Origin of the sequence: Haloplanus sp. XH21 (assembly GCF_023276355.1) — an archaeon.
GTDB lineage: Archaea > Halobacteriota > Halobacteria > Halobacteriales > Haloferacaceae > Haloplanus > Haloplanus halobius.
Genome location: NZ_JALLPL010000001.1, coordinates 598,909 through 618,422, shown reverse-complemented (window position 1 = coordinate 618,422; position 19,514 = coordinate 598,909). Strand labels below are relative to the sequence as shown.

At 66.7% G+C, this 19,514-nt stretch carries 17 protein-coding genes; 3 read left to right on the top strand and 14 right to left on the bottom strand.

Going from position 1 to position 19,514, the window contains the following annotated elements; all coding sequences use genetic code 11:
* Positions 1-115: 115 nt before the first annotated feature.
* From cobA to MXB53_RS03210, 4 genes are all read right to left on the bottom strand, one after another.
* Positions 116-934, bottom strand: coding sequence for a uroporphyrinogen-III C-methyltransferase (gene cobA / locus MXB53_RS03225; RefSeq protein ID WP_248895769.1), 819 nt, complete (start codon positions 932-934; stop codon positions 116-118).
* Between the two features lie 50 nt (positions 935-984).
* Positions 985-1,287 carry a DUF6360 family protein gene (locus MXB53_RS03220; RefSeq protein WP_248895768.1) on the bottom strand — a complete coding sequence of 101 codons (303 nt, stop codon included), beginning with the start codon at positions 1,285-1,287 and terminating at the stop codon, positions 985-987.
* Positions 1,287-3,053 carry a nitrite/sulfite reductase gene (locus MXB53_RS03215; protein ID WP_248895767.1) on the bottom strand — a complete coding sequence of 589 codons (1,767 nt, stop codon included), beginning with the start codon at positions 3,051-3,053 and terminating at the stop codon, positions 1,287-1,289. Before MXB53_RS03215 ends, MXB53_RS03220 begins: the two co-directional genes overlap by 1 nt.
* A 356-nt stretch (positions 3,054-3,409) precedes the next feature.
* Entirely contained in the window at positions 3,410-4,255 is an 846-nt protein-coding gene (locus MXB53_RS03210; RefSeq protein ID WP_248895766.1) for a formate/nitrite transporter family protein, read from the bottom strand.
* Between the two features lie 556 nt (positions 4,256-4,811).
* On the opposite strand from MXB53_RS03210, the gene cynS reads away from it, so the two are divergent.
* Positions 4,812-5,285, top strand: a complete 474-nt coding sequence (gene cynS / locus MXB53_RS03205; RefSeq protein WP_248895765.1) for a cyanase — start codon at positions 4,812-4,814, stop codon at positions 5,283-5,285.
* A 59-nt stretch (positions 5,286-5,344) separates the two neighbouring features.
* On the opposite strand, the gene MXB53_RS03200 is transcribed toward cynS, so the two are convergent.
* Genes MXB53_RS03200 through MXB53_RS03190 form a run of 3 tightly spaced genes read right to left on the bottom strand, consistent with a single transcriptional unit; the run spans position 5,345 to position 8,597 of the window.
* A complete protein-coding gene (locus MXB53_RS03200; RefSeq protein WP_248895764.1) occupies positions 5,345-5,935 on the bottom strand; it encodes a diacylglycerol/polyprenol kinase family protein in 591 nt (196 codons plus the stop codon).
* Positions 5,935-7,755 (bottom strand): glycine--tRNA ligase, encoded by a 1,821-nt coding sequence (glyS, locus tag MXB53_RS03195; protein WP_248895763.1) that lies wholly within the window; start codon positions 7,753-7,755, stop codon positions 5,935-5,937. The genes MXB53_RS03200 and glyS overlap by 1 nt, the downstream gene beginning before the upstream one ends.
* Entirely contained in the window at positions 7,752-8,597 is an 846-nt protein-coding gene (locus tag MXB53_RS03190; RefSeq protein WP_248895762.1) for a CBS domain-containing protein, read from the bottom strand. The genes glyS and MXB53_RS03190 overlap by 4 nt, the downstream gene beginning before the upstream one ends.
* A 127-nt stretch (positions 8,598-8,724) precedes the next feature.
* Here MXB53_RS03190 and MXB53_RS03185 point away from each other — a divergent pair, with 127 nt between their 5' ends.
* Together MXB53_RS03185 and MXB53_RS03180 are read left to right on the top strand one after the other, a co-directional pair.
* Positions 8,725-8,889: a DUF7556 family protein gene (locus MXB53_RS03185; RefSeq protein WP_248895761.1), complete on the top strand. Its 165-nt coding sequence runs from the start codon at positions 8,725-8,727 to the stop codon at positions 8,887-8,889.
* A 42-nt stretch (positions 8,890-8,931) separates the two neighbouring features.
* A complete protein-coding gene (locus MXB53_RS03180; protein WP_248895760.1) occupies positions 8,932-10,476 on the top strand; it encodes a sulfatase in 1,545 nt (514 codons plus the stop codon).
* Positions 10,477-10,497: 21 nt separating this feature from the next.
* On the opposite strand, the gene MXB53_RS03175 is transcribed toward MXB53_RS03180, so the two are convergent.
* The 7 genes from MXB53_RS03175 to cysK all read right to left on the bottom strand — a co-directional run bounded on the left by MXB53_RS03175 (position 10,498) and on the right by cysK (position 19,512).
* On the bottom strand, positions 10,498-10,785 hold the full coding sequence (locus MXB53_RS03175; RefSeq protein WP_248895759.1) for a DUF7130 family rubredoxin-like protein: 288 nt from the start codon (positions 10,783-10,785) through the stop codon (positions 10,498-10,500).
* A 42-nt stretch (positions 10,786-10,827) separates the two neighbouring features.
* On the bottom strand, positions 10,828-12,138 hold the full coding sequence (locus MXB53_RS03170) for an outer membrane protein assembly factor BamB family protein (RefSeq protein ID WP_248895758.1): 1,311 nt from the start codon (positions 12,136-12,138) through the stop codon (positions 10,828-10,830).
* A gap of 46 nt (positions 12,139-12,184) precedes the next feature.
* Positions 12,185-17,257: a DNA polymerase II large subunit gene (polC, locus tag MXB53_RS03165; RefSeq protein WP_248895757.1), complete on the bottom strand. Its 5,073-nt coding sequence runs from the start codon at positions 17,255-17,257 to the stop codon at positions 12,185-12,187.
* On the bottom strand, positions 17,254-17,664 hold the full coding sequence (locus MXB53_RS03160; RefSeq protein ID WP_248895756.1) for a PPC domain-containing DNA-binding protein: 411 nt from the start codon (positions 17,662-17,664) through the stop codon (positions 17,254-17,256). The genes polC and MXB53_RS03160 overlap by 4 nt, the downstream gene beginning before the upstream one ends.
* A 115-nt stretch (positions 17,665-17,779) precedes the next feature.
* Positions 17,780-18,151 carry a NifU family protein gene (locus tag MXB53_RS03155; RefSeq protein WP_248895755.1) on the bottom strand — a complete coding sequence of 124 codons (372 nt, stop codon included), beginning with the start codon at positions 18,149-18,151 and terminating at the stop codon, positions 17,780-17,782.
* Positions 18,152-18,176: 25 nt separating this feature from the next.
* Positions 18,177-18,512 carry a DUF5783 family protein gene (locus MXB53_RS03150; RefSeq protein WP_248895754.1) on the bottom strand — a complete coding sequence of 112 codons (336 nt, stop codon included), beginning with the start codon at positions 18,510-18,512 and terminating at the stop codon, positions 18,177-18,179.
* Between the two features lie 61 nt (positions 18,513-18,573).
* Positions 18,574-19,512 carry a cysteine synthase A gene (gene cysK, locus MXB53_RS03145; RefSeq protein WP_248895753.1) on the bottom strand — a complete coding sequence of 313 codons (939 nt, stop codon included), beginning with the start codon at positions 19,510-19,512 and terminating at the stop codon, positions 18,574-18,576.
* Positions 19,513-19,514 lie beyond the last annotated feature (2 nt).

The following is a 19,514-nucleotide window of genomic DNA, read 5'->3' as shown; positions in this document are numbered from 1 at the left end:
CCGCTCCGTACTAATATCTTGCGAACGGCCGGCGGCTCGTACTGTCGGCTGTAACTGTTTCGAGCGATTCGCGCCCCGGGCGAAGAATCGCTGTATTGACTTCCAGCCGACAGTATCACTCCGTCGACACCGGCGAATCTTCGTCCGGGCCGCCCGCCGACCGCGCCGACCCGGCCGCGCGCAGATAGTCGGACACCCGAGCCCGGACCGACACCACGTCGCCGACGACGGTGACGGCGGGCGGATCGATGCCCACGTCTTCGGCGCGGTCGACGATGGTGTCGAGCGTCCCCGTGACCGCGAACTCGTCGGGGTGTGACGCGCGTTCGACCATCGCGACGGGCGTCTCGGGGTCGACACCGCCCTCGCGGAGCGCGGCCACGTTGTCGGGGAGCCGACCCACGCCCATCAGGATCACCAGCGTCCCGCCAGCGGTGACCGACCGCGCCAGCGCCGTCCAGTCGAGAGCGCTTTCGGCTTTGGTCGGATCCTGGTGGCCCGTCACCACCGTCAGACTGGAGGCGTGGTCGCGGTGGGTCGCCGGCACGCCGGCCAGACTCGGGCCGGCGATGGCGCTCGTGACGCCCGGCACCACCTCGAACGGCACGCCCGCCGCGGCGAGATGTTCGGCCTCTTCCCCGCCCCGGCCGAACACGCAGGGATCGCCGCTCTTGAGGCGGACCACCTCGTCGCCTGCCCGGGCGCGCCGGACCATGAGCGCGTTCGTCTCGGCCTGTGGCGTGCGCTCGCCGTCGCCGCGTTTACCGACGTCGATCCGCTCGACAGACGACGGCACGCAGTCGCGGACGGCCTCGCTCACCAGCGAGTCGTACAGCACGACATCGGCGTCGTCGAGCAGTCGCCGGGCCTTCACCGTCAGGAGTTCGGGGTCGCCCGGCCCCGCGCCGACGAGGGAGACCGTTCCGGGTCGCATCTATCGGCCCTCGTAGGCCCGTCCGTCCGCCGACGATGCCGACCGATCCCTCATCGCCCCCTCCCAGTCGGGACATCGTCGCTGGACTCGGCGTTCGCGGCTTGCCGCTCCAGGTCTGCCGCAAGCCCTCGCGCCTGGTCGGGCGATAGCGACAGGCTATCGATGTGTGCCGGGACGTGGTCCAGATCCTCGCCGTCGAGTTCGATCCGCAGACGGACCGTGCCCGGCGCGTCTTTCGGCCGGTCGACGTCGACGACGGCGGCCGACTCGTCGCTCCAATCGGGGCCGACGGCCCGTCCGGCGACGAAATCGAGCGTCGTGTACGCGTTGACGTCGAGTAGGCGGATCGGCATCAGTCCGACGAGATGGGGGCGTCGTTGACGGTCGTCGGTGCTGGACTCTCGCCGTCCTCGAACGGGTACCACGACTGCTTGGCGTCGTACATGTAGGGGTCCTCGTAGTCGGTCTCCTCGGGGTCACAGAGGTCGACGACGGACTCCGTACCCACGTCTTCGACCCACTCGCGGAACGTCTGTCCCGCCTCGCGGTGAGCCGAGAACGCGCCGACCAGACTCCGGATCGCACCGGGCACCTCGTCGGCGGGCACGCGCTGGCTGACCCACTCGACGAACTCGGGGTGGGGACCCATGCCGCCGCCGACGCCGATGTCGAGGGCTTCGACGATCTCGCCGCCCTTCTGGGCGCGCATCCCCTGAAGCCCGATGTCGGCCGTGTACGCGTGGCCACAGTCGGCGGTACAGCCCGAGTAGTGGATCTTGATCGTGTCCACGTCGTCCGGCACGTCGACGTTCGTGTTGAGCCAGCGGAGCATCCGCGTCAGCCGCAGTTTCGTCTCCGTGAGCGCGATGCCACAGAACTCGGTGCCGGTACACGCCATGCCGCCACGCTCGAACGGCGTCGGCTCCGGGCGGTGGGTCTCCAGCAACGGTTCGTCGAGCAGCGCGTCGAGTGCCGACTCCTCGACATCCATGATGAGCGGGTTCTGGCGCCGGGTGAGTCGGATGTCACCGGAGCCGTACGCCTCTGCGATGTCCGCCAGCGCGATGGTTTCCCGAGCAGTCATCCGCCCGACCGGGACGTTCAGGCCGACGTAGTGGCGACCGTCCGGCTGCTCGTGGACGCCGACGTGGTCCGTCTTCCCCTCCTCGGGCGGTCGACCCGCGTTGTAGGTGTATTCGTCGCGGACGCTCCGGCCCTCGCGGTGGAGGTCGGTGTCGACGTACTCCGCCTGCAGCAGTTCGCGGATCGACTCCGTCCCTTCGTCGTCGACGAAGAAGCGACTCCGGTTTTTCTGTCGGTTGTCCCGACGGCCGTGGTCGTGGTACAGTTCGACGAACCCACGGGTCACGTCGTATGCGTTCTCTGGCGTGACGAACACGTCGAGGCTTCGCGCCTTCCGCGGTTCGCGGCTGCCGGTGCCACCGCCGACGCGGACGTTGAATCCGGTGACCGTCTCGCCGTCGATCTCCTTCTCGGCCGGTTCGAGCCCGATGCCGTTGATGGCGTCCTGCGCACAGCCCTCGCGACAGCCCGTGACGCTGATGTTGAACTTCCGGGGCATGTTCGCGAGATTGTCGTCGCCCCGCAGGTCCTCCTGCAGCCGGTCGAGCAGGGGCTGGGTCTCGACCAGTTCGTGTTTATCCTTGCCCGCGACGGGACAGCCGACGATATTGCGCATGGTGTCGCCACCCGACGACCGCGTCGTCACGCCGACCGACTCCAACTTCTCCCAGATGGCGGGCACGTCCTCCAGGTTGATCCAGTGGAGTTGGACCGACTGGCGGGTCGTGAGGTCGATCCAGGCGTCGCCGAACTCGGGGTTGTCGACGGGGCCGGTGGCGTAGTCGCGGGCCACCTCACCGATGGCGCGGAGCTGCTCCGCGGTCATCTGGCCGTTTGCGTTCGTCAACCGCATCATGAAGTAGCTCTCCTGCCCGTCGCGCTGGTGGAAGACGCCCCAGAACTTGAACCGCGAGAACCACATGTCTCGCTCGTCCTCGGGGATGGACTCCCACCCCTTCTCCGCGAACTCGATGATCTTCTCGCGAACCTCGTCGCCGTACATCCCCTCTTTCCAGGTCTCCTTCTTGTTACTCATCGTCACTCACCTCTGACGAACCGTATCCGTCCAACTTTCCGAGTGATTGGGCCAGTACGTTCAACATTTCTCGTGATACAATATCTGTTGACAGCACCGTATAAGCATAACCGTTTACAAACATCGTATTATGGCCTCTCTGATCGATGACTGTACGATTTATTATGAGATATTCCCTGTTTAAGGATGTATTCCGTTCAGATATTCGATTATCTGTGGACGAATGTTCACCAAAAATGGAACGAAGGCCGACGAGCGTATCGCGCAGAGCGGTCGCAATCGAGCGAGGCGCGCGCTGCAGACGAGTCGACGATGTCAGTTCCGCCGGTCGCTGGAACCCGTTACGGGGATCCGTATCAGTCGTCCGCGCTGCTGACGCTCCCCTCGCCGCCGAACGGTTCGTCGGTGGAGAGGTCGATCTTGTACGACTCGTTGATGTACCAGTAGGCGGCGCCCATCATGACCACGCCGGCGAAGGTGTTGCCGACCGTGACGATGGAGATGTTGTAGATCCAGTTACCCCAGTTGATGGCCGCCGGTGCGGCCTGACCGCTCGTGATCGACAGGAAGTTCGCGAGCGAGAGGACGGTCATGTTGGCGACGCTGTGTTCGAAGCCGGTGCCGATGAACGCCAGCAGGCACCACCAGACCATCACGAGTTTCGCGACCGTGTTCTCCAGCCGGAAGTTGCTCCAGACCGCGAGCACGACCAGCCAGTTACAGAACACGCCCTGGATGAACAGTTCCAGCGGCGAGAGCGTCATCTTCGTCTCGGCCACGGCGTACACCAGCGTCGGATCGGAGAAGACCCCACCCCAGGCGGCCATGGCGGCCACCAGCACGGAGCCGAAGAGGTTGCCGACCCACGACCAGACCCACACCTTGCCGAGGGCGCCCCAGCCAGTGCGTCCTTCGAGCGCGCCCACGCCCATGATCATCGCGTTCCCGGTGAACAGTTCGGAGCCAGCGATGAGCACGAGACTCAGTGCGATCCCGAACATCGCGGCCATCACGACGCCCCGAAGCGGTTCCAGCTCCGTCCCGACCATCGGCGTGCCGAGCGCGAAGATGAGGAGGATCGCGAGGCCGATGTACGCCCCCGCCATCGCAGCATGGATGAGATACGCCGGAAGCCGCTTGTCGATCAGTTCGATCTGTGCCGCTGCCGCTTCGGAAATCCCATCGAGCGTGTTGTCGTACATCTTACTGCCCCTCCGTCTCTACCGTCTTCCGCGCCCGCGGCGCGTTCGCCGCGGTGGTTCCAAGACTCGGCCGTACCACCGTCTTCGACCGCATTTTGTTAGACGTTTGTTTGCTCTCATCCGAATTTGGCACACTTCTCTTCATGTATCTTCGATTGATCGATCCAATCGTCCCCATATAACTTTGTTCATCGAACTTCTTATTTTTTCCAAGGTATGAACATGAGTTTCAAGATCTCCGTCTATCTCTAGAACATACGTTAGAATATAAGGTCGATATTCGGTGTCGGCGGCGTCCACCACGAGCGGGGAGAGCCAGCGACCACGGTTCACCTCCGACTTGTCGTACCCTCGTGGCGGCCGTTCGGTGCTTTACAGGGATAGGTCACCGACATCCGATTGTTTGGTTTCCACGAACTAATTTGGCTAATCATGGCTATATCTCGGAGATATCTTTGAAAATACCTAATATTCTCTCAATAATTCACATGAATGAGTATATCTGTGGGAGAAGGATTTTATACGTCTACTCTCTCGCTGCGGATGGGTTCGATAGATGAACATCCCAGAACGCGAGAACAAGTTGACGAAGTCCGAGATGCGAAAGCGAATTCTGACCGAGAAGGAGGAGCGGGGGCTCTCCTACGAGGAACTGGCCGAACTCGTCCCCGGACGCAGCAAGATGTTCGTCGCGTCCGCGATCTTCGACGCCGCGAGCATGACGCCCGAGGATGCTGAAGCGCTCACTGGTGGCCTGGATCTCGGTGCCCCGGTCGCCGAGGCGCTCCAGGAGGCACCGATGAAAGGAATGGAAGATCCGTCGATCCCGTCCGATCCCTGTATTTACCGGTTCTACGAGGTCCCGCAGGTGTACGGTCGCGCGATGAAGGCGGTCATTCACGAGGAGTTCGGCGACGGCATTATGAGCGCCATCGACTTCGAGGTCGATGTCCAGCGGGAGGAACACCCCGACGGCGACCACGTCGTCATCACCTACGACGGCAAGTTCCTGCCGTACAAACGCTGGTGAGGCGTCACAGCCGGGTAGCACCCCGCGCCTGAACCACGGCGACCCAGTTCGCCCCGCTTCTACCCGCTCAGGAACAGGACGAGCCAGATGCCCAGGCTCGCCACCGGGGGGATGGTGAGGTTGTCGTCGATGACGTAGCCCCGAACGACGGGCGTGAAGCCGTCGGCGGCCGTCGCTCCCGCCCCGCCGACGGCGGCGGCGACGGCGGCCGTCGGCAGCGGGACGCTCCGGACGAGCACGACGAACGCGAGCGTAAAGCAGACGACGAACATCGTGGCGACGACGCCCGCCCGTTTGGCCCGGCCCGCCTCGTTCGATCCGAGCAGCCCGCTCACGGGATCACCGAGCGTCAGCATGAGCATTCCAGGCACCGCGACTCGCGGGTCGAACACCCACGCGACGGCCGTCATGCTGAACATGTAGAGCGCGTAGCCGGCGACGTTGTCCGCCTCGTACTCACGAGTCAGCGTCTCGTAGACGGTCCAGTCGAGACCGACACCGAGTCTGATGGCTTCGAGACCGGCGGCGACCACCGAGGCAACGACGAGGAGATAGCCGAGCGTCACCCAGTCCACGATGTCGAGCAGATGCAGCGCCGGAAAGCCGACGCCGCTGGCGTGGACCGCCCGCCGCCGGAGTTCGTCGCCCATTATGTGCGCGTCACGTCGGTGTCCACCTGCTCGTAGTCGGCCAGCAGGTCGTCGACCGTCTCCTGGCCGTCGAGGATGGCGCCCAGGCGCGCCGGCAGGTCGGCAACCGGCACCCGAACCTGCGCGGTCGTATCCCGGTCACGGACCGTCGCCGTCGGCGGGCCCTCGCCCTCGACGCCCTCGTGGTCGACCGTCACCGAGAGTGGCGTCCCAACCTCGTCCTGTCGGCGGTAGCGCCGCCCGATGTTGCCCGAGTCGTCGTGGGCAACCGAGAGGCCGGCGTCGCGCAGGTCGGCGACCACGTCGTCGGCCAGCGTCTCCAGCGTCTCGTCGCTCACCAGCGGGAACACCGCCACGTCCGTCGGCGCCACCTCCGGCGACAGCGAGAGGTAGGTCCGCTCCTCGCCGTCGATCCGGTCCCGGTCGTAGGCGTGCGCGATGAGCGTATACACCGTGCGGTCGACGCCGAACGACGGTTCGACGACGTGCGGCGTGACGTGTTCGCCGGCTTCGGTCTGCTCCTCGATCCGGAAGTTCGCCACGTCGGTGTCGACGGTGACCCGTTCGCCGTCCACCTCGACGGTCACGGCGTCGGCGTCGAACGCGTCGGGATCACGCTCCGCGAGCGACCGGAGGGCGTCGGCCACGTCGCCCGCCTGCCCCTCGAACTTCGGGCCGAGGACGCTCATGTCGGGATCGACGACCGCGCGCTCGATGGTTCGGGGTTCGTCGTACTGCTGGAAGACGGTGAAGTCGTCGTCGCTGTGGGCGGCGTGTTTCGAGAGGTCGTAGTCGCCGCGGTAGGCAAAGCCCGCGATTTCGATCCAGTCGCCCGCCGTCGGATCGGCGAGGCCGTCGGCCGCACCGCTCACTTCGCTTTCGGCGTCCCAGCAGTCCGCGGCGTAGTGGGCGCGCTCGCCCGGGAGATGCTGCCGGAAGCGGAACCGGTCGCCGTCGACGCCGATCCGGTCGTACCACTCGCGCGCGACGCCCAGATAGTAGGCGACCCACTCGCTGGCGATAATGCCCTCGGCAACGGCGTCGCCGACCGTCGTCTCGACGTAGCCACCATCGTCGGCGTCCTGCTCGTCGGCCGGATAGAGGCGCACCGAGACGTCGGCGACGCGGTGCAGGGGCGGATCGTCGTCCTCGGGATCGATGAACTGCTCCAGTTCCGCCTGCGTGAACTCCCGCGTGCGGACGATGCCCTTCCGGGGACTGATTTCGTTGCGGTAGGCGCGGCCGATCTGGGTGACGCCGAAGGGGAGTTTGTTGCGCGCGTACTCCTTGAGCCGGGGGAACTCGACGAAGATGCCCTGCGCGGTTTCGGGGCGGAGATAGCCTGCCTGTCCCGAACCGGGGCCGATCGTCGTCTCGAACATGAGGTTGAACGCCTCGACCGACCGGCCGGCCAGGGGCGCTCCACAGGAGGGACAGGCGATCCGATACTCGGCGACGAGGTCCTCGACCTCGGGGATCGGCAGGCTCTCGGCCTCCTCGATGGCCGTCGCGTCCTCGATCAGGTGGTCGGCGCGGTGGCTCTCGCCACACTCCCCGCATTCGACGAGCATGTCGTCGAACCCCTCCAGATGGCCCGACGCCTCGAAGACGGATTCGGGCGCGATGGTCGGCGCTTCGATCTCCTCGTTGCCCTCGCGGACGGTGAACCGGTTGCGCCACGCGCTCTCGACGTTGCGCTTGAGTGCGGCCCCCTCGGGGCCGAACGTGTAGAATCCGGCGACGCCGCCGTAACTCTCGTTCGCCCCGAAGAAAAAGCCCCGGCGCTTCGCGAGTTCGGTGATGGCGCGCGCGTCGCTCATAGCCCCTCGAGGAGGTCGATGTCACGGACGATGCCCGCGAGCGCTCCGCCGTCGGTCAGCGGCACCTGTTCGATGTCGTTCGTGAGCAGGAGTTTGGCCACCTCCTTGGCGGTCTTGCTCCCCGACACCGTCACCAGGTCGTCGCTCATGAACGTGGCGACCGGTTCCCGCGGAATCTCCACGTTCCGGGTCGGGTAGTAGCGGTTACCGACCGCCTTGATCCCTTCCCACATCCACTCGTCGTCCTCGTTGGCGAGGCTCTCGCCGGTGTCGTCCTCGCCTTCGACGACGCGCGCGACATCGATGATGTCGACTTCGGTGAGCATCCCCGTCATCTCGCCCTCGGCGTCGAGGACGACCGCGTACGGGACGTTCGCGTAGTTGATCTCGCGTTCCGCGACCGGTAGCGGCGTCTCGCGATACGTGGTGTTGACATCACGCGTCGCCAGGGAATCGACGCGCGTTTCGCCGTCGATGTCGCCGCGAGCGATGGCCCGCACCACGTCGGTGACGGTGAGGATGCCTTCGAGTTCGCCGTCGACGACGGGCATCCGGCGCGCCCCCTCCGCGGTCATCGTTCGCGCCACGTCGATGAGGTCCGCGTCCGCCGTCGTCGTCGGGACATCGCGCATCAACAGCGCCAGCTGGTCCTCGTCAGGGTTCTCGATCAGATCGTCCCGTGAGATGAGGCCGCGATACGTTTCGCCGCTCTCCGTCCGTTTGACGACGGGGATCGACGAGAAGCCCCGCTCCTGCAGATATTCGAGGGCGTCGTCCCGGGTGCCCGGGAGTTCGACCGTCACGACGTCCGCGCGGGGCGTCATCGCGTCGGCTACGTGCATGTCACCCGTTCCGCCGCCCACCCTCTAATACTCTGCGAACATCTCGAGTAGCGTCTGCGCTGACTCACGACGGTTCCAGGGGCGTCGTATCGATGTTTTTATATGAGGTTGTGACTATCTATCACACATGACGCCCGACGTGACGGCCGCAGGGGGGACGGAATCGGATGTCATGGCTTCCGTGGACGACGCGAGGGATGCCCCGGAGTTCGTCATCGCGGACGTATCCCGTGACGACGCCTGGGTCTCGATCCACCTCACGGACGCGACAGGCCTCGACGACTGGCGATAGCGTTCCGCGAGCTTTATTCGCGCGACTGTCTCAGGGTGAGACATGGCTAGCGACGCCCCCAGCAACGTCCTCTTCGTCGTCATGGACACGGTTCGGGCGGACCACCTGACGCCCTACGGCTACGCCCGGCCGACGACGCCCGGCCTCGCCGACTTCGCCGCCGACGCAACCGTCTTCGAGGCGGCCGTCGCCCCCGCGCCCTGGACGCTCCCCGTCCACGCCTCGCTTTTCACGGGGCTGTACCCCAGCCAACACCGCGCCGACCAGGAGAACCCGTATCTCGAAGGCGCGACCACGCTCGCCGAGACGCTCTCCGGCGCCGGCTACGACACCGCGTGTTACTCATCGAACGCCTGGATCACGCCCTACACCCATCTCACCGACGGCTTCGACGACCAGGACAACTTCTTCGAGGTGATGCCCGGCGACCTGCTCTCCGGCCCCCTCGCCCGCGCGTGGAAGACGATGAACGACAACGACCGCCTCCGGGCTATCGCCGACAAGCTCGTCAGCCTCGGCAACGTCGCCCACGAGTACTTCGCCGGCGGCGAGGGCGCCGCCTCCAAGACGCCCGCCGTCATCGACCGCACCCAGTCGTTCGTCGAGGACGCCGACGACTGGTTCGCGTTCATCAACCTGATGGACGCCCACCTACCCTACCACCCGCCCGAGGAGCTCGCCGAGGAGTTCGCTCCCGGCGTCGACCCTGCCGATGTCTGCCAGAACTCCAAGGAGTACAACTCGGGCGCCCGCGACATCGCCGACGACGAGTGGGACGCCATCCGCGGCCTGTACGACGCCGAAATCGCCCACATCGACGCCCAACTCACCCGTCTGTTCGACTGGCTGAAAGCCGAAGGCGAGTGGGACGACACGATGGTCGTGGTCTGTGCCGACCACGGCGAACTCCACGGCGAACACGACCTCTACGGCCACGAGTTCTGTCTCTACGATCCGCTGGTGAACGTGCCGCTCATGGTCAAACATCCCGCCCTCGACGCCGACCGCCGCACCGACACCGTCGAACTGCTCGATCTCTATCACACCGTCCTCGACGCTCTCGACGTCGACGGCGGCGACCCTGCCGAACCCGGCGATGAAGCGGTCGCCCGCGACCCGACTCGCTCGCTGCTCTCCTCGGACTACCGTGCGTTCGACGCCGCGACGGACCCCGACCCCGGTCAGGAGGCCGCTCCGAGCGGTGAGTACGGGTTCGTCGAATACTCCCGCCCGGTGGTCGAACTCAAACAACTGGAGGAGAAAGCCGCCGACGCGGGCATCGACATCCCGGAAGAGTCACGGTTCTACGCTCGGATGCGCGCCGCGCGCCGCCCCGACGCGAAATACGTCCGCATCGACCGCATCGAGGACGAGGCGTATCGCCTCGACATCGACCCCGACGAAACCACGAACCGCGTCGGCGACGACGAGGCGATTCGGGAGACCGAACGCACCCTCGCGGCCTTCGAAACCGGCGTCGGCGGGGCGTGGACCAGCGCCGAGGCGGCCGACGTGACCGACGACGCCGTCAACGAGATGGACGACGAGGCGCAAGAACGCCTCCGTGACCTCGGCTATCTGGAGTAGTGGGCTGTTTTCCGCCGGGCGCTAGTCCTCCGTCCAGTAGTAGAGTTCCTCGCGCGGCGCTCCGCAGTCCGGGCATTCGTCCGGCATCTCGTCGATGTCGCCGACCGCGCCACACTGCGAACACCGCCACACCAGTTCGGCCTCGCCGAACTCGTGGCCCGCGCGCTCGTGTTCGACCGACAGCGCCGCGATGCCGTCCCGCGTCGTGACGAAGAAGCCGTCCTCGTCGAAGCCGCGGACGACACCTAGTTTCGTCCCGTCGGCGTCGTACACCGTCTGTCCGACCCCGAGTCGTGTCTCCTCGGTCATACCCCACCTTCGCGTTCGCGCCGCTTAAGTGTGTGCGAGCGGTCACGAATCGCCCGACGCGGTTCGGCTCCCGTCGAGGGCGTACACCGTCCCCTCGACGCCGACGAACGCGAGATCACCGGCGGTGGCCGGGCCGGCGAGAAGCGGTCCGGGCGCGAACCGCCAGCGCTCCGTGCCGCTCGCGGGGTCGAGGGCGTGCATTCGGTCGCGGCCGACGGCGGCGAAGACCGTGGTCGAGGCGTGGACGGTCACGTCGACTGCTCCGGGCGTGAACGACCACGCGCGCTCGCCGGAGACCGGATCGAGGGCGTAGACGCCCTGTCCGCCGACGAACAGGCGTTCGCTCGTCCGGACGACGTGCGGTCGAAACGCGTCGGTGTCGACCGACAGCGTCCACCGCGTGCTCCCGTCCAACGGGCTCAGGGCCAGCAGTCGCCCGGCGCGATCGGCGACGAACACTGTCGTGCTCGCGGCCGCGTGCGGCGTCAGCACCCCCGATATCGAGAAGTCGACGTCGCGACGCCAGCGTTCCCGCCCGTCGGCGAGTCCCACCGCTCGTACCGTACCGTCGTAGCCGACGAACACCCGTTCGTCCCGGACGGCCGGCCCGTACATCACGGTCGGACTGTCGATCCGCCAGCGCTCTGCACCCGTCTCGACGTCGAGTGCCCGGAGGCGTGCCGGCGTCCGCGCGAGAAGCGTGTTCCGGCGAACCGCGTGGCCGGTCGCGAGCGCGTCACCGCTCTCTACGCGCCACCGCTCGCGTCCGTCCTCGGCGGCCAGCGCGTGGATGGCCTCGCCGCTCCGCGCCACGTCGTCGTCCCGCGTCCCGACGAACACAGTGTCGCCCGTCGCACCCATCGGGTAGACGCGCCGTCGAGCGGGGGCGTCAAACCCCCAGACGCGCGTCCCGCGCGAGGGGTCGAGCGCGTACAGTTCCGCCGTCTCACTCGACACCCGCGTGGCGACGTAGACGCGCGGCCCCGCCTCGCCCTCGGCGTACACCGGGCTGGTCACTGCCGGCGTCGGGAGCGACACGCGCCACTGCTCGGTGCCGTCCGCCAACCCGATGGCGTGGATGGCGTGGCCGTCCGCGCCCTCGCTCCCGCCGTCGCTGCCGACGTACACCGCCGGCCCGTCGGCGCCGGGCGCGAGCGACACGATGTCGAGCGCCTCGTGTGGCGTCTCGTGTCGCCAGCGGACGGGGACCGATCCGTTCGTGGGCGTCGATGTCGGTGTTGGCGACCCGCGCGCCGTTTCGCTCGGCGTCGCGGTGGGAGTCGCATCGGGCGATCGGTTCGTACAGCCGGCCATCGCCGCCAGCGCGGCGAGGTACGCTCGTCTGGAGGGCATCGTCCATCGATGACGGCCCCCCTCGGTATGTGTGCTTCGCTCGCCGCTACATGAAGTCGTCGAGCCGCGACGGCTTGTTCTGGTCGTTCTGGAAGACGCTCTCGAGACTCTTTTCCAGCACTTCGAGGCGCTGTTTGGTGTACGGCCGACAGCCGAACTCCTCGGCCACGCGGATGGCGGTGTCCATGTACTTGTTCACCGACCCCTCGTGGACAGTCAGGTTGACCCGTCCGCCACACTCCCGGCAGTCGCCCGACAGCGGCACCCGGCGGTAGGTCTTCCCGCAGTCTAGACACCGCGTCTCCTGCCGGGAGAACGCCCGGAGGTTGCCGATCAAATCCGGCAGGAAGTGGTATTCGATGACGCGTTCGGCCACGTCCGTCTCGTCCACCGCCCGGAGCTTCCGCGCCAGCTCCAGCTGGGCGTCCATCTTGTCCATCATCGACCCGAGCGTCTTGTACGCCGACAGGTCCGGTCCCAGGGCGATGTCCGACGTGTCGTGGGTGTGATCGAAGCCGTGGTACGCCCCTTTCGTCTCCAGCGAGTCCTCCGCGATTTCGATGTCCACGTCCTCGGGGTCGGCCATCTCCTGTGTCGCCTCGTAGAACTCCAGCGGATACTCCCGCACCGTGTCCATGTTGTGGGCCTCGTCGTCGATTTCGGTCGGATCGATGCGCGAGGACATGACGAGGGGTGCGTCCATTCTGCCACCTCTTTGGTTTGGCAGGAACTCCTGACTGAAGTTGAGCAGGCCGTCCATGAGGAGCATCACGCAATCTTCGTCGCCATCGCATTGCTTTTGAGACGTGTTGTTCGCGATCAGTGAGTGCGTGTCCGCGACGGTGAGACAGTACGTGTGATCCACATCAGCAGCCGTGTGCGACACGCCCACGACCTCGTCGGGGGCATACGCTCCGCTCCCCCCGTCGAAGACGCGTCGCGTCCGTGGTTCGATTTCCTCGATCCGTGCGTCCAGTCGATCTCGCTTTCGAGTCAGATGCAGGTCGACGTTCTCGTGGAACCGGACTGCGTCCGAGGACGTGATTCGAATGACGAACGATTTTTCCGACATCGCGTCCCCTTCGTCGTAGAACTCGGGGAACTTCTCGACGAGCGGAACGGGGTCGACTGTATCGACACGTGCCGTGATACCGAGGCGAGTGAGCAGCGCCAACAGGTCTTCTTTCAACTCCCGGCTGACCGTGGTCGCCGACACTTCCAACGCCGTCTTGTCTACCGTTCCATCCCCACTGAAGTAGCCACCGAGATACGCTGCGACGATGTCGTCCGGAGCGTCGAAGATACAGCCGGGGACACGCTTGTCTTCGGAGCTGACACCACCGTCGAGTACGGACTCGATGAAGACACGTGGCAACCGGCCCGAAGCGGTGACCTTCTTGTCGTTCTCTCGGTACGCATCGACGCCGAGTGCGGTATCGAACGCGTCGACGAAGAAGTCGCGTGCTTCCGTTTCGACACCCGAGATGGTCGTCTGGTGAATCGTTCCCTTTGGCGTGGGCTGTTCGCGGGCGAAGCCTTCGGCAGCGTAGTATCCGAGGAAGGTAGCGAAGTCCGTGTCCAGGTCGACGAATCGGTCGATTTCGACGGTGTTCCGCTTCATCCCGAGAGTGATGTCATCGGGAACTCGTTCGACGACGGCATCGGCCGAGCCGAGCAACTCGACGAGGAGGGACGCTGGCACGCTATCGCGATAGATATAGTTGCTCAACGCTTGCTTCGTCAGTCCGAGGTGCTCTGCCGTGCTCTTCAACGGATAGAACTGTCCGTCCCAGTCGTCTTCGAGCGTCTCCGTAAAGAGGTCGTAGAGTTCGCCTTTGTCCAATCCCTTCAACATCAGCGACTCGTTCGGAACGTCGTCGCTTTCGAGGAACTCTTCGAGGAGGTCGAAGCGAGTTGCAGAGCCGGATACGTCCAGCTGAGCCGGGACCACGAGTGAGTCCGATTCCGTGACTTCACAGGCTCGTCTCGACGTTAGCCCGCCATCGAAGACGTGGATTTCGTGGTCCGGTGTTACGGTGAGTTCTCTGCCTCCGCGTGTTTCGATCTCGACCAGATGATCGGGCGCCCGGTGTTTCGACACCGCGTCGACCGGCTTCAGCACCTGCTCGCCCTCGTCGTCGATACTCGGAACGTGCACGTCGCCGTCGAGTTCCTGCACCAGCGTCCCGAAATCGTCGGTTTCCGGATCCGACAGCCGTTCCTCCACGAGCGTCTCGATCCGCTCGTGGTGCCACGCGCCGTCTTCGTCCCGATACCACACCTTCGTCGCCGGGTGGAAGCAGTTCCGCCGCTTCGCCGCGTGGAAATACGGATGCGCATAGCCCACCGACGCCGACGTGAACCCGACGACGCGACCCACCACCGCCGCGGACGTGTGCGGCGCCATCCCGAAGACGAGTTCGCCCACGAGGTCGGACCGCTCCTCGACGTCGTAGAACGCCGGCAGATCGTAGAACTCCGTCAGCAGGTCGTCGACGAAATCGGCCGTCTGCAGCAGGTGTTCGGCCGCGCCGTCCGAGAGCACGATGTCCTGCACCTTGAGTTCGACCAACTGGTCGTCGAACCGGAGCGGCTCGCCGTCGATGTCCGTCTCGTAGCCGAGTTCGCGGAAGTCCTCGGCGGTCACGTCGAGTTCCTCGGGACGGACGGCCGTGACCGGCAGGTCCGTCATGTCGTAGCGGACGGTGCCGTCCTTGAACGCGCTCACGTCGTGTTTGGCCCGGAGGACGCCCTTCTCCATCGGTTCGGGCGTCTTGTTCGCCGACGTGAGTCCCTTGACGCCTTTGAGCATCTCGAACGCCGCCTCGCGTTCGCCCACGGCGTCGAGGGCCTCGTGATACCGCGCCCCGATGTCGAGCTGCCGGCGTTCGGCGCTGGTCACGTCGCGGTCACACCGGTCACAGTGGACGCGCCCCGACTCGTCGGGGTCGACGACCTGTTCGCAGGAGCCACATTCGTAGACGGGTTCGGTGTGGCTCCCGCAGTCCGGGCACTGCGTCCGGTAGGTCGTTTCGCCGCAGTCGTCACACGCCCGTCGGCCCACCTCGACGCTCACGACGCCCTGGCCCTCGTCGGTGCGTTCGCGGGCCGCCGCGCCGATGTCGCGCTGACTCCCGCCCGCCTCCGCGATGGGGGTGAGGGTGTGGACGGCCGGCGAGAGGTCGCGGCGCTCCGATTTCTCCGGGCGGCCCATCCGGTTGCCGATCCGGGTCGGTGCGCGTTCCCGGACGGTGAACGGCGCGACTTCGTTGATCGCCCGGACCGCGTTCTCGCCGTCCGCCCACTCCCGGGCCGCCGCCGAGAGGTCGTCGACCGTCCACGCGCCGTCCAGCTCCGCCGTGAGACCGAGCGACCGGACCAGCGGCCGCCAGTCGGCGATTCGCACCTCCCCGTCGGTCGCGACGTGTTCGACCAGGAGGCGTTCGAGGACCCGTCGGACCGTGTCCGTCGCCTCGACGACGAGGACGGTCTCTTCGGCGTCTCCGGAATCAGGCGCCGCCTCCTGGACGCCGCCGTCGCTCTCGACGGGGACGACGGCGCCGTCGTCGACGGCGTTCGCGAGCGCCGCCGCGTCGTCGACGCTCACGTCGTGCCAGAGGAAGGTGTAGGCGGGATGAAGCGGGCAGTCGAACTCGGTGGCCCACCGGAGCGCCTCGCTCGCGGTCGGGTTCGCGAGGTCGGTCCGGGGGTCGTCACGGAGCGCCTGCACGTCCGCGTCGGTCTCGGCGAACTCCTGGCGCCACCATTCGACGGTGTACGAGGACGGCGCGAGCGGATGGTTGTTCTCGACGAACTCGCCGTAGTTGACGAGATACTCGCCCAGATCGAGGATTTCCTCGACGCCGTTGCGGACGGCGAGCGCCTCGGCCGGGTCGTCGATGCGTCGCACCTCGCCGTTGGCCAGGCGGACCGTCGGCCCCTCGATGGTGTCGACGGGAACGACGCCGGCGGCCTTCCCCGGTCGCTCGGTCTTGATCTGGGTCCCCGTCGCGAGGAAGTCGTCGACGAGATGCATCGTCGCGGGATGCACGCCGGCCGTCGCGAAGCCGTGATTGCGCGAGCGACCGTAGCGCAGGCGAAAGCCCCCCGATTCGGAGGGGTGGCCGAACACCGGTCGCCCGGCGATGAGGTCGCGCAGGTATTTCTCGGAGGGGTCGACCCGCTTCGGTCCCGTCGCGTCGGTGTCGCCGTCGGCGTCGCCCTCGTCGTCGTCAGCGTCCGCCGCGTCGTCGTCGTCCGCGTCGTCCGCCTCGTCGCCGCCGATGGTGCCGTCGATGAGGTCCTGTAGCCACGGCCACTCCACCTCGTCCAGGTCGCGCGTGTACCGCTGGATCTTGGGCGCCTTCAGCGCGATCCCCTCCGCGAGGACGAGACACATCCCGCCGCGGGCGGCGTTGGTGTCGACGCGTTCGAGGTCGCGGAAGCCCGACACCTCCTCGTCGCCCGTCGCCTCGCCGTCGAGCATGATCGGCATGTGCTCGGCGATGAACTTCGTCTCCTTGTCCTTCGGCGTGTACTGGAGTCCCGTCTCGGAGTCGTACAGACCGATCTCCTCGGCGTAGCGCTCGATCTCGCCGTCTCGGGGTTTGAACTCGTCGATACCGAGCAGCGACCGGGCGTAGTCGGCGACGAGGACCGACAGCGCCTGGGCCGTCCCGCCCGCCGAGCGAATCGGCCCGGCGTAGTAGACGTTGACGAACTCGGTGCCGTCGTCGTTCTCTAGCAGCTCCACCCGGTCGATGCCCTCGATGGGCGCGGCGACGACGCCCTCGGTCAGGAGGGCGACTGCGGTGCGCACCGCCCCCTCGATTTTGCCCGCCGGGGTGTCGTAGTCGCCCACCGCGCCGTCGACGAAGTCCGTCACGAGCGCCAGCGCCGCCTCCTCGCGGCTCATCTGCCCGTCGAGTTCGCGGACGCGCTCGGCGACCCCGTCGATGCCGAGGATGTTCTCAACCCGGTCGGCCATGTCGCGGGCGACCGGAATCTCCACCTCGGTCTGGGGGTCGGCGCCCTGCGATCGAGCGCGCTCCGCGCGGTCGAACGCCTCCTCTAAGCGGGCTTCGATCCCCTCGAAATACCGCTCGTCTTCCGGCGTCATCTGGGGGTCCGATCGTCGAGTATCCAGTCGAACGGTTCCTCGAAAGCCCGCAGCGCGACCCTGCCCCCGACGGCGGTGGCGGCGTTGAGATAGCCGCCGACCGCCTGCCCGCTCGGCCGGGTGAGCACGGCGTGTGGCCGGGCGGCGGCGTCGCCGTCGTCGGGCGCCGAAACGGCGCCGACGCAGGCGGCCACCGACAGCGGTTCGTCGAACCGAACCGAGCGGTGCTCCTCGGCCGCCGGATCGTAGTGCCACACGTCCGCGTCCCGCACCGTTCCCGTGCCGGTGAACCACGCCGCAGTGATGTCTTCGGCGTCTGCGAAGTCCTCGATCGCCGCCCGCCAGTCGTCGCCGTCCTCGATGGCGACGAGATACTCCGCACTGACGGTGAGTTCACGAGCGTCCATAGACGCGAGACGGACGGCCCGGACTAAACCTTACCGCACCGGCGCCGATCCCGCGGACGGCGCAGTCGCTGGCCGGCCTGAAAAACGGGGCAAACTGAAAAACTGAGATCCGGCGTTAGAACGGCGCCTGCGGTCCTTCGTCTCGACCCTCGGATTCGTCGGTCGTCTCGCCGGGGAACGACGGCTCCATGCCCTCCTGGGCACCCTCGCCGCCCATGCCTTCCATGCCGGTGTCGGCGTGGACTTTCGTGATCTCGGGGATCTCCTTGACCATCCGGCTTTTGATCGCCTGGATCGTCATCGGAGAGATGCCACAGCCGGAACAGGCGCCGCCGAGCTGGATGCTGACCTCGCCCGTCTCCTGGTCGATGTTCTGGATCGCTGCGCTCCCGCCGTGCATCTGAATCTGCGGGAAGTTCCGGCGCAGGAAGTTCGTGATGCGCTCGCGCAGGTCGTCGTCGTCCGTCTCCTGGGCGTCTGTACTCATAGACGTGAGTTGGGTTCCAACGGGCTTAGGCCTTTGGTTCGTCTCGGTCCTCGAGGCCGAACACGTTCCGCAGCTCCGCCTCGATTTCCTCGACGTACCGCTCCAGCGTCGCCTCTACCTTCTCATCGGCGACGACGACGGCGGTCACTCGATCCGTCGGGTTCTCGGGCAGTTCGATTCGGAACTCGCCGTCCTCGTAGAACGGTTCGGACTCGTTGAGCACCTGCTGGTCGATGGCGTGGACGAGTTCCGAGTCGAACCGGTCGTTCATCGTCTCGAAGGCGTTCTTGTACGCCCGCTGGAGTTCGGTGAAGTAGTTGGCGTACTTGTCCTCGAACTTCTCGGGGTCGAAGTCGGTCATACCTGCTCTTTCCCCGGCGTGGGCAAAAGTCGGACGGTCCGGCCGTCGGCGATCCAACAGCTCACGCCTCGGCCGTGAACAGGTCCGTGGACAGATACCGCTCGCCCGTGTCCGGGAGGACGACCACCGTCGTCCCGTCGGGGTTGGCCGTGGCGTACGCTTCGGCCGCGGCAAGCGCCGCCCCGGAGGAGATGCCGACGAGCAACCCGGCCTCGCGCCCGAGACGCCGGGCTGTTTCCCGCGCGTCTTCGGCCGTCACCGCCCGCACCTCGTCGAGCAACTCCGTGCGCAACACGTCGGGGACGAAGCCGGGGCCGATACCCTGGATGTCGTGGCCGTCGCTGGACTGCGCCGAGATGGTCGGCGAGGCGTCGGGTTCGACGGCGACGGTCCGGACGGACCGTCCCTCCGCCTCGAAATACGCCGCAACACCGGTGATCGTTCCGCCCGTGCCCACGCCCGCGACGACGGCGTCCACGTCGCCGCCGGTGTCGCGCCAGATTTCCGGCCCGGTCGTCCGCCGGTGGGCCCGCGGGTTGGCGTCGTTCTCGAACTGGCTCGCCAGGACGGCGTCGTCGGCCGCCGCCAACTCCTCGGCCCGGCGGTTCGCCCCCGTCATCCCCTCCGACGCCGGGGTCAACTCCAGGTCCGCACCGAGAGCGGCGAGCATCGTCCGCCGCTCCTCGGACATCGACTCGGGCATCGTCAGCACGCAGTCGTAACCCCGCGTCGCCGACACCGCCGCGAGGCCGATGCCCGTGTTCCCGCTCGTCGCCTCCACGACGGTCCCGCCCGGCGGCAGGTCGCCCGCCGCCTCGGCGGCGTCGAGCATCTCCCGCGCGATCCGATCCTTGACCGAGTAGGGGTTGGCCGCCTCCACCTTCGCGAGGAGGTTCGGGGCGAAGCCGTCGAGGCGGAGCAACGGCGTGTCGCCGATCAGCTCCTCGATCGAGCCGGCGACGCGTCGCTCCTCCCGTTCGGCCGTGGAGAGTTCGCTCATCA

Coding starts and splice junctions, on each gene's coding strand:
- MXB53_RS03150 (WP_248895754.1), bottom strand. CDS start 18,512: ATGACCGACTTCGACCCCGAGAAGTTCGAGGACAAGTACGCCAACTAC.
- glyS (WP_248895763.1), bottom strand. CDS start 7,755: ATGAGCGACGCGCGCGCCATCACCGAACTCGCGAAGCGCCGGGGCTTT.
- MXB53_RS03170 (WP_248895758.1), bottom strand. CDS start 12,138: ATGCCCTCCAGACGAGCGTACCTCGCCGCGCTGGCGGCGATGGCCGGC.
- polC (WP_248895757.1), bottom strand. CDS start 17,257: ATGACGCCGGAAGACGAGCGGTATTTCGAGGGGATCGAAGCCCGCTTA.
- MXB53_RS03210 (WP_248895766.1), bottom strand. CDS start 4,255: ATGTACGACAACACGCTCGATGGGATTTCCGAAGCGGCAGCGGCACAG.
- cysK (WP_248895753.1), bottom strand. CDS start 19,512: ATGAGCGAACTCTCCACGGCCGAACGGGAGGAGCGACGCGTCGCCGGC.
- MXB53_RS03215 (WP_248895767.1), bottom strand. CDS start 3,053: ATGAGTAACAAGAAGGAGACCTGGAAAGAGGGGATGTACGGCGACGAG.
- MXB53_RS03160 (WP_248895756.1), bottom strand. CDS start 17,664: ATGGACGCTCGTGAACTCACCGTCAGTGCGGAGTATCTCGTCGCCATC.
- MXB53_RS03155 (WP_248895755.1), bottom strand. CDS start 18,151: ATGAGTACAGACGCCCAGGAGACGGACGACGACGACCTGCGCGAGCGC.
- MXB53_RS03220 (WP_248895768.1), bottom strand. CDS start 1,287: ATGCCGATCCGCCTACTCGACGTCAACGCGTACACGACGCTCGATTTC.
- cobA (WP_248895769.1), bottom strand. CDS start 934: ATGCGACCCGGAACGGTCTCCCTCGTCGGCGCGGGGCCGGGCGACCCC.
- MXB53_RS03190 (WP_248895762.1), bottom strand. CDS start 8,597: ATGCACGTAGCCGACGCGATGACGCCCCGCGCGGACGTCGTGACGGTC.
- MXB53_RS03200 (WP_248895764.1), bottom strand. CDS start 5,935: ATGGGCGACGAACTCCGGCGGCGGGCGGTCCACGCCAGCGGCGTCGGC.
- MXB53_RS03185 (WP_248895761.1), top strand. CDS start 8,725: ATGACGCCCGACGTGACGGCCGCAGGGGGGACGGAATCGGATGTCATG.
- MXB53_RS03175 (WP_248895759.1), bottom strand. CDS start 10,785: ATGACCGAGGAGACACGACTCGGGGTCGGACAGACGGTGTACGACGCC.
- MXB53_RS03180 (WP_248895760.1), top strand. CDS start 8,932: ATGGCTAGCGACGCCCCCAGCAACGTCCTCTTCGTCGTCATGGACACG.
- cynS (WP_248895765.1), top strand. CDS start 4,812: ATGAACATCCCAGAACGCGAGAACAAGTTGACGAAGTCCGAGATGCGA.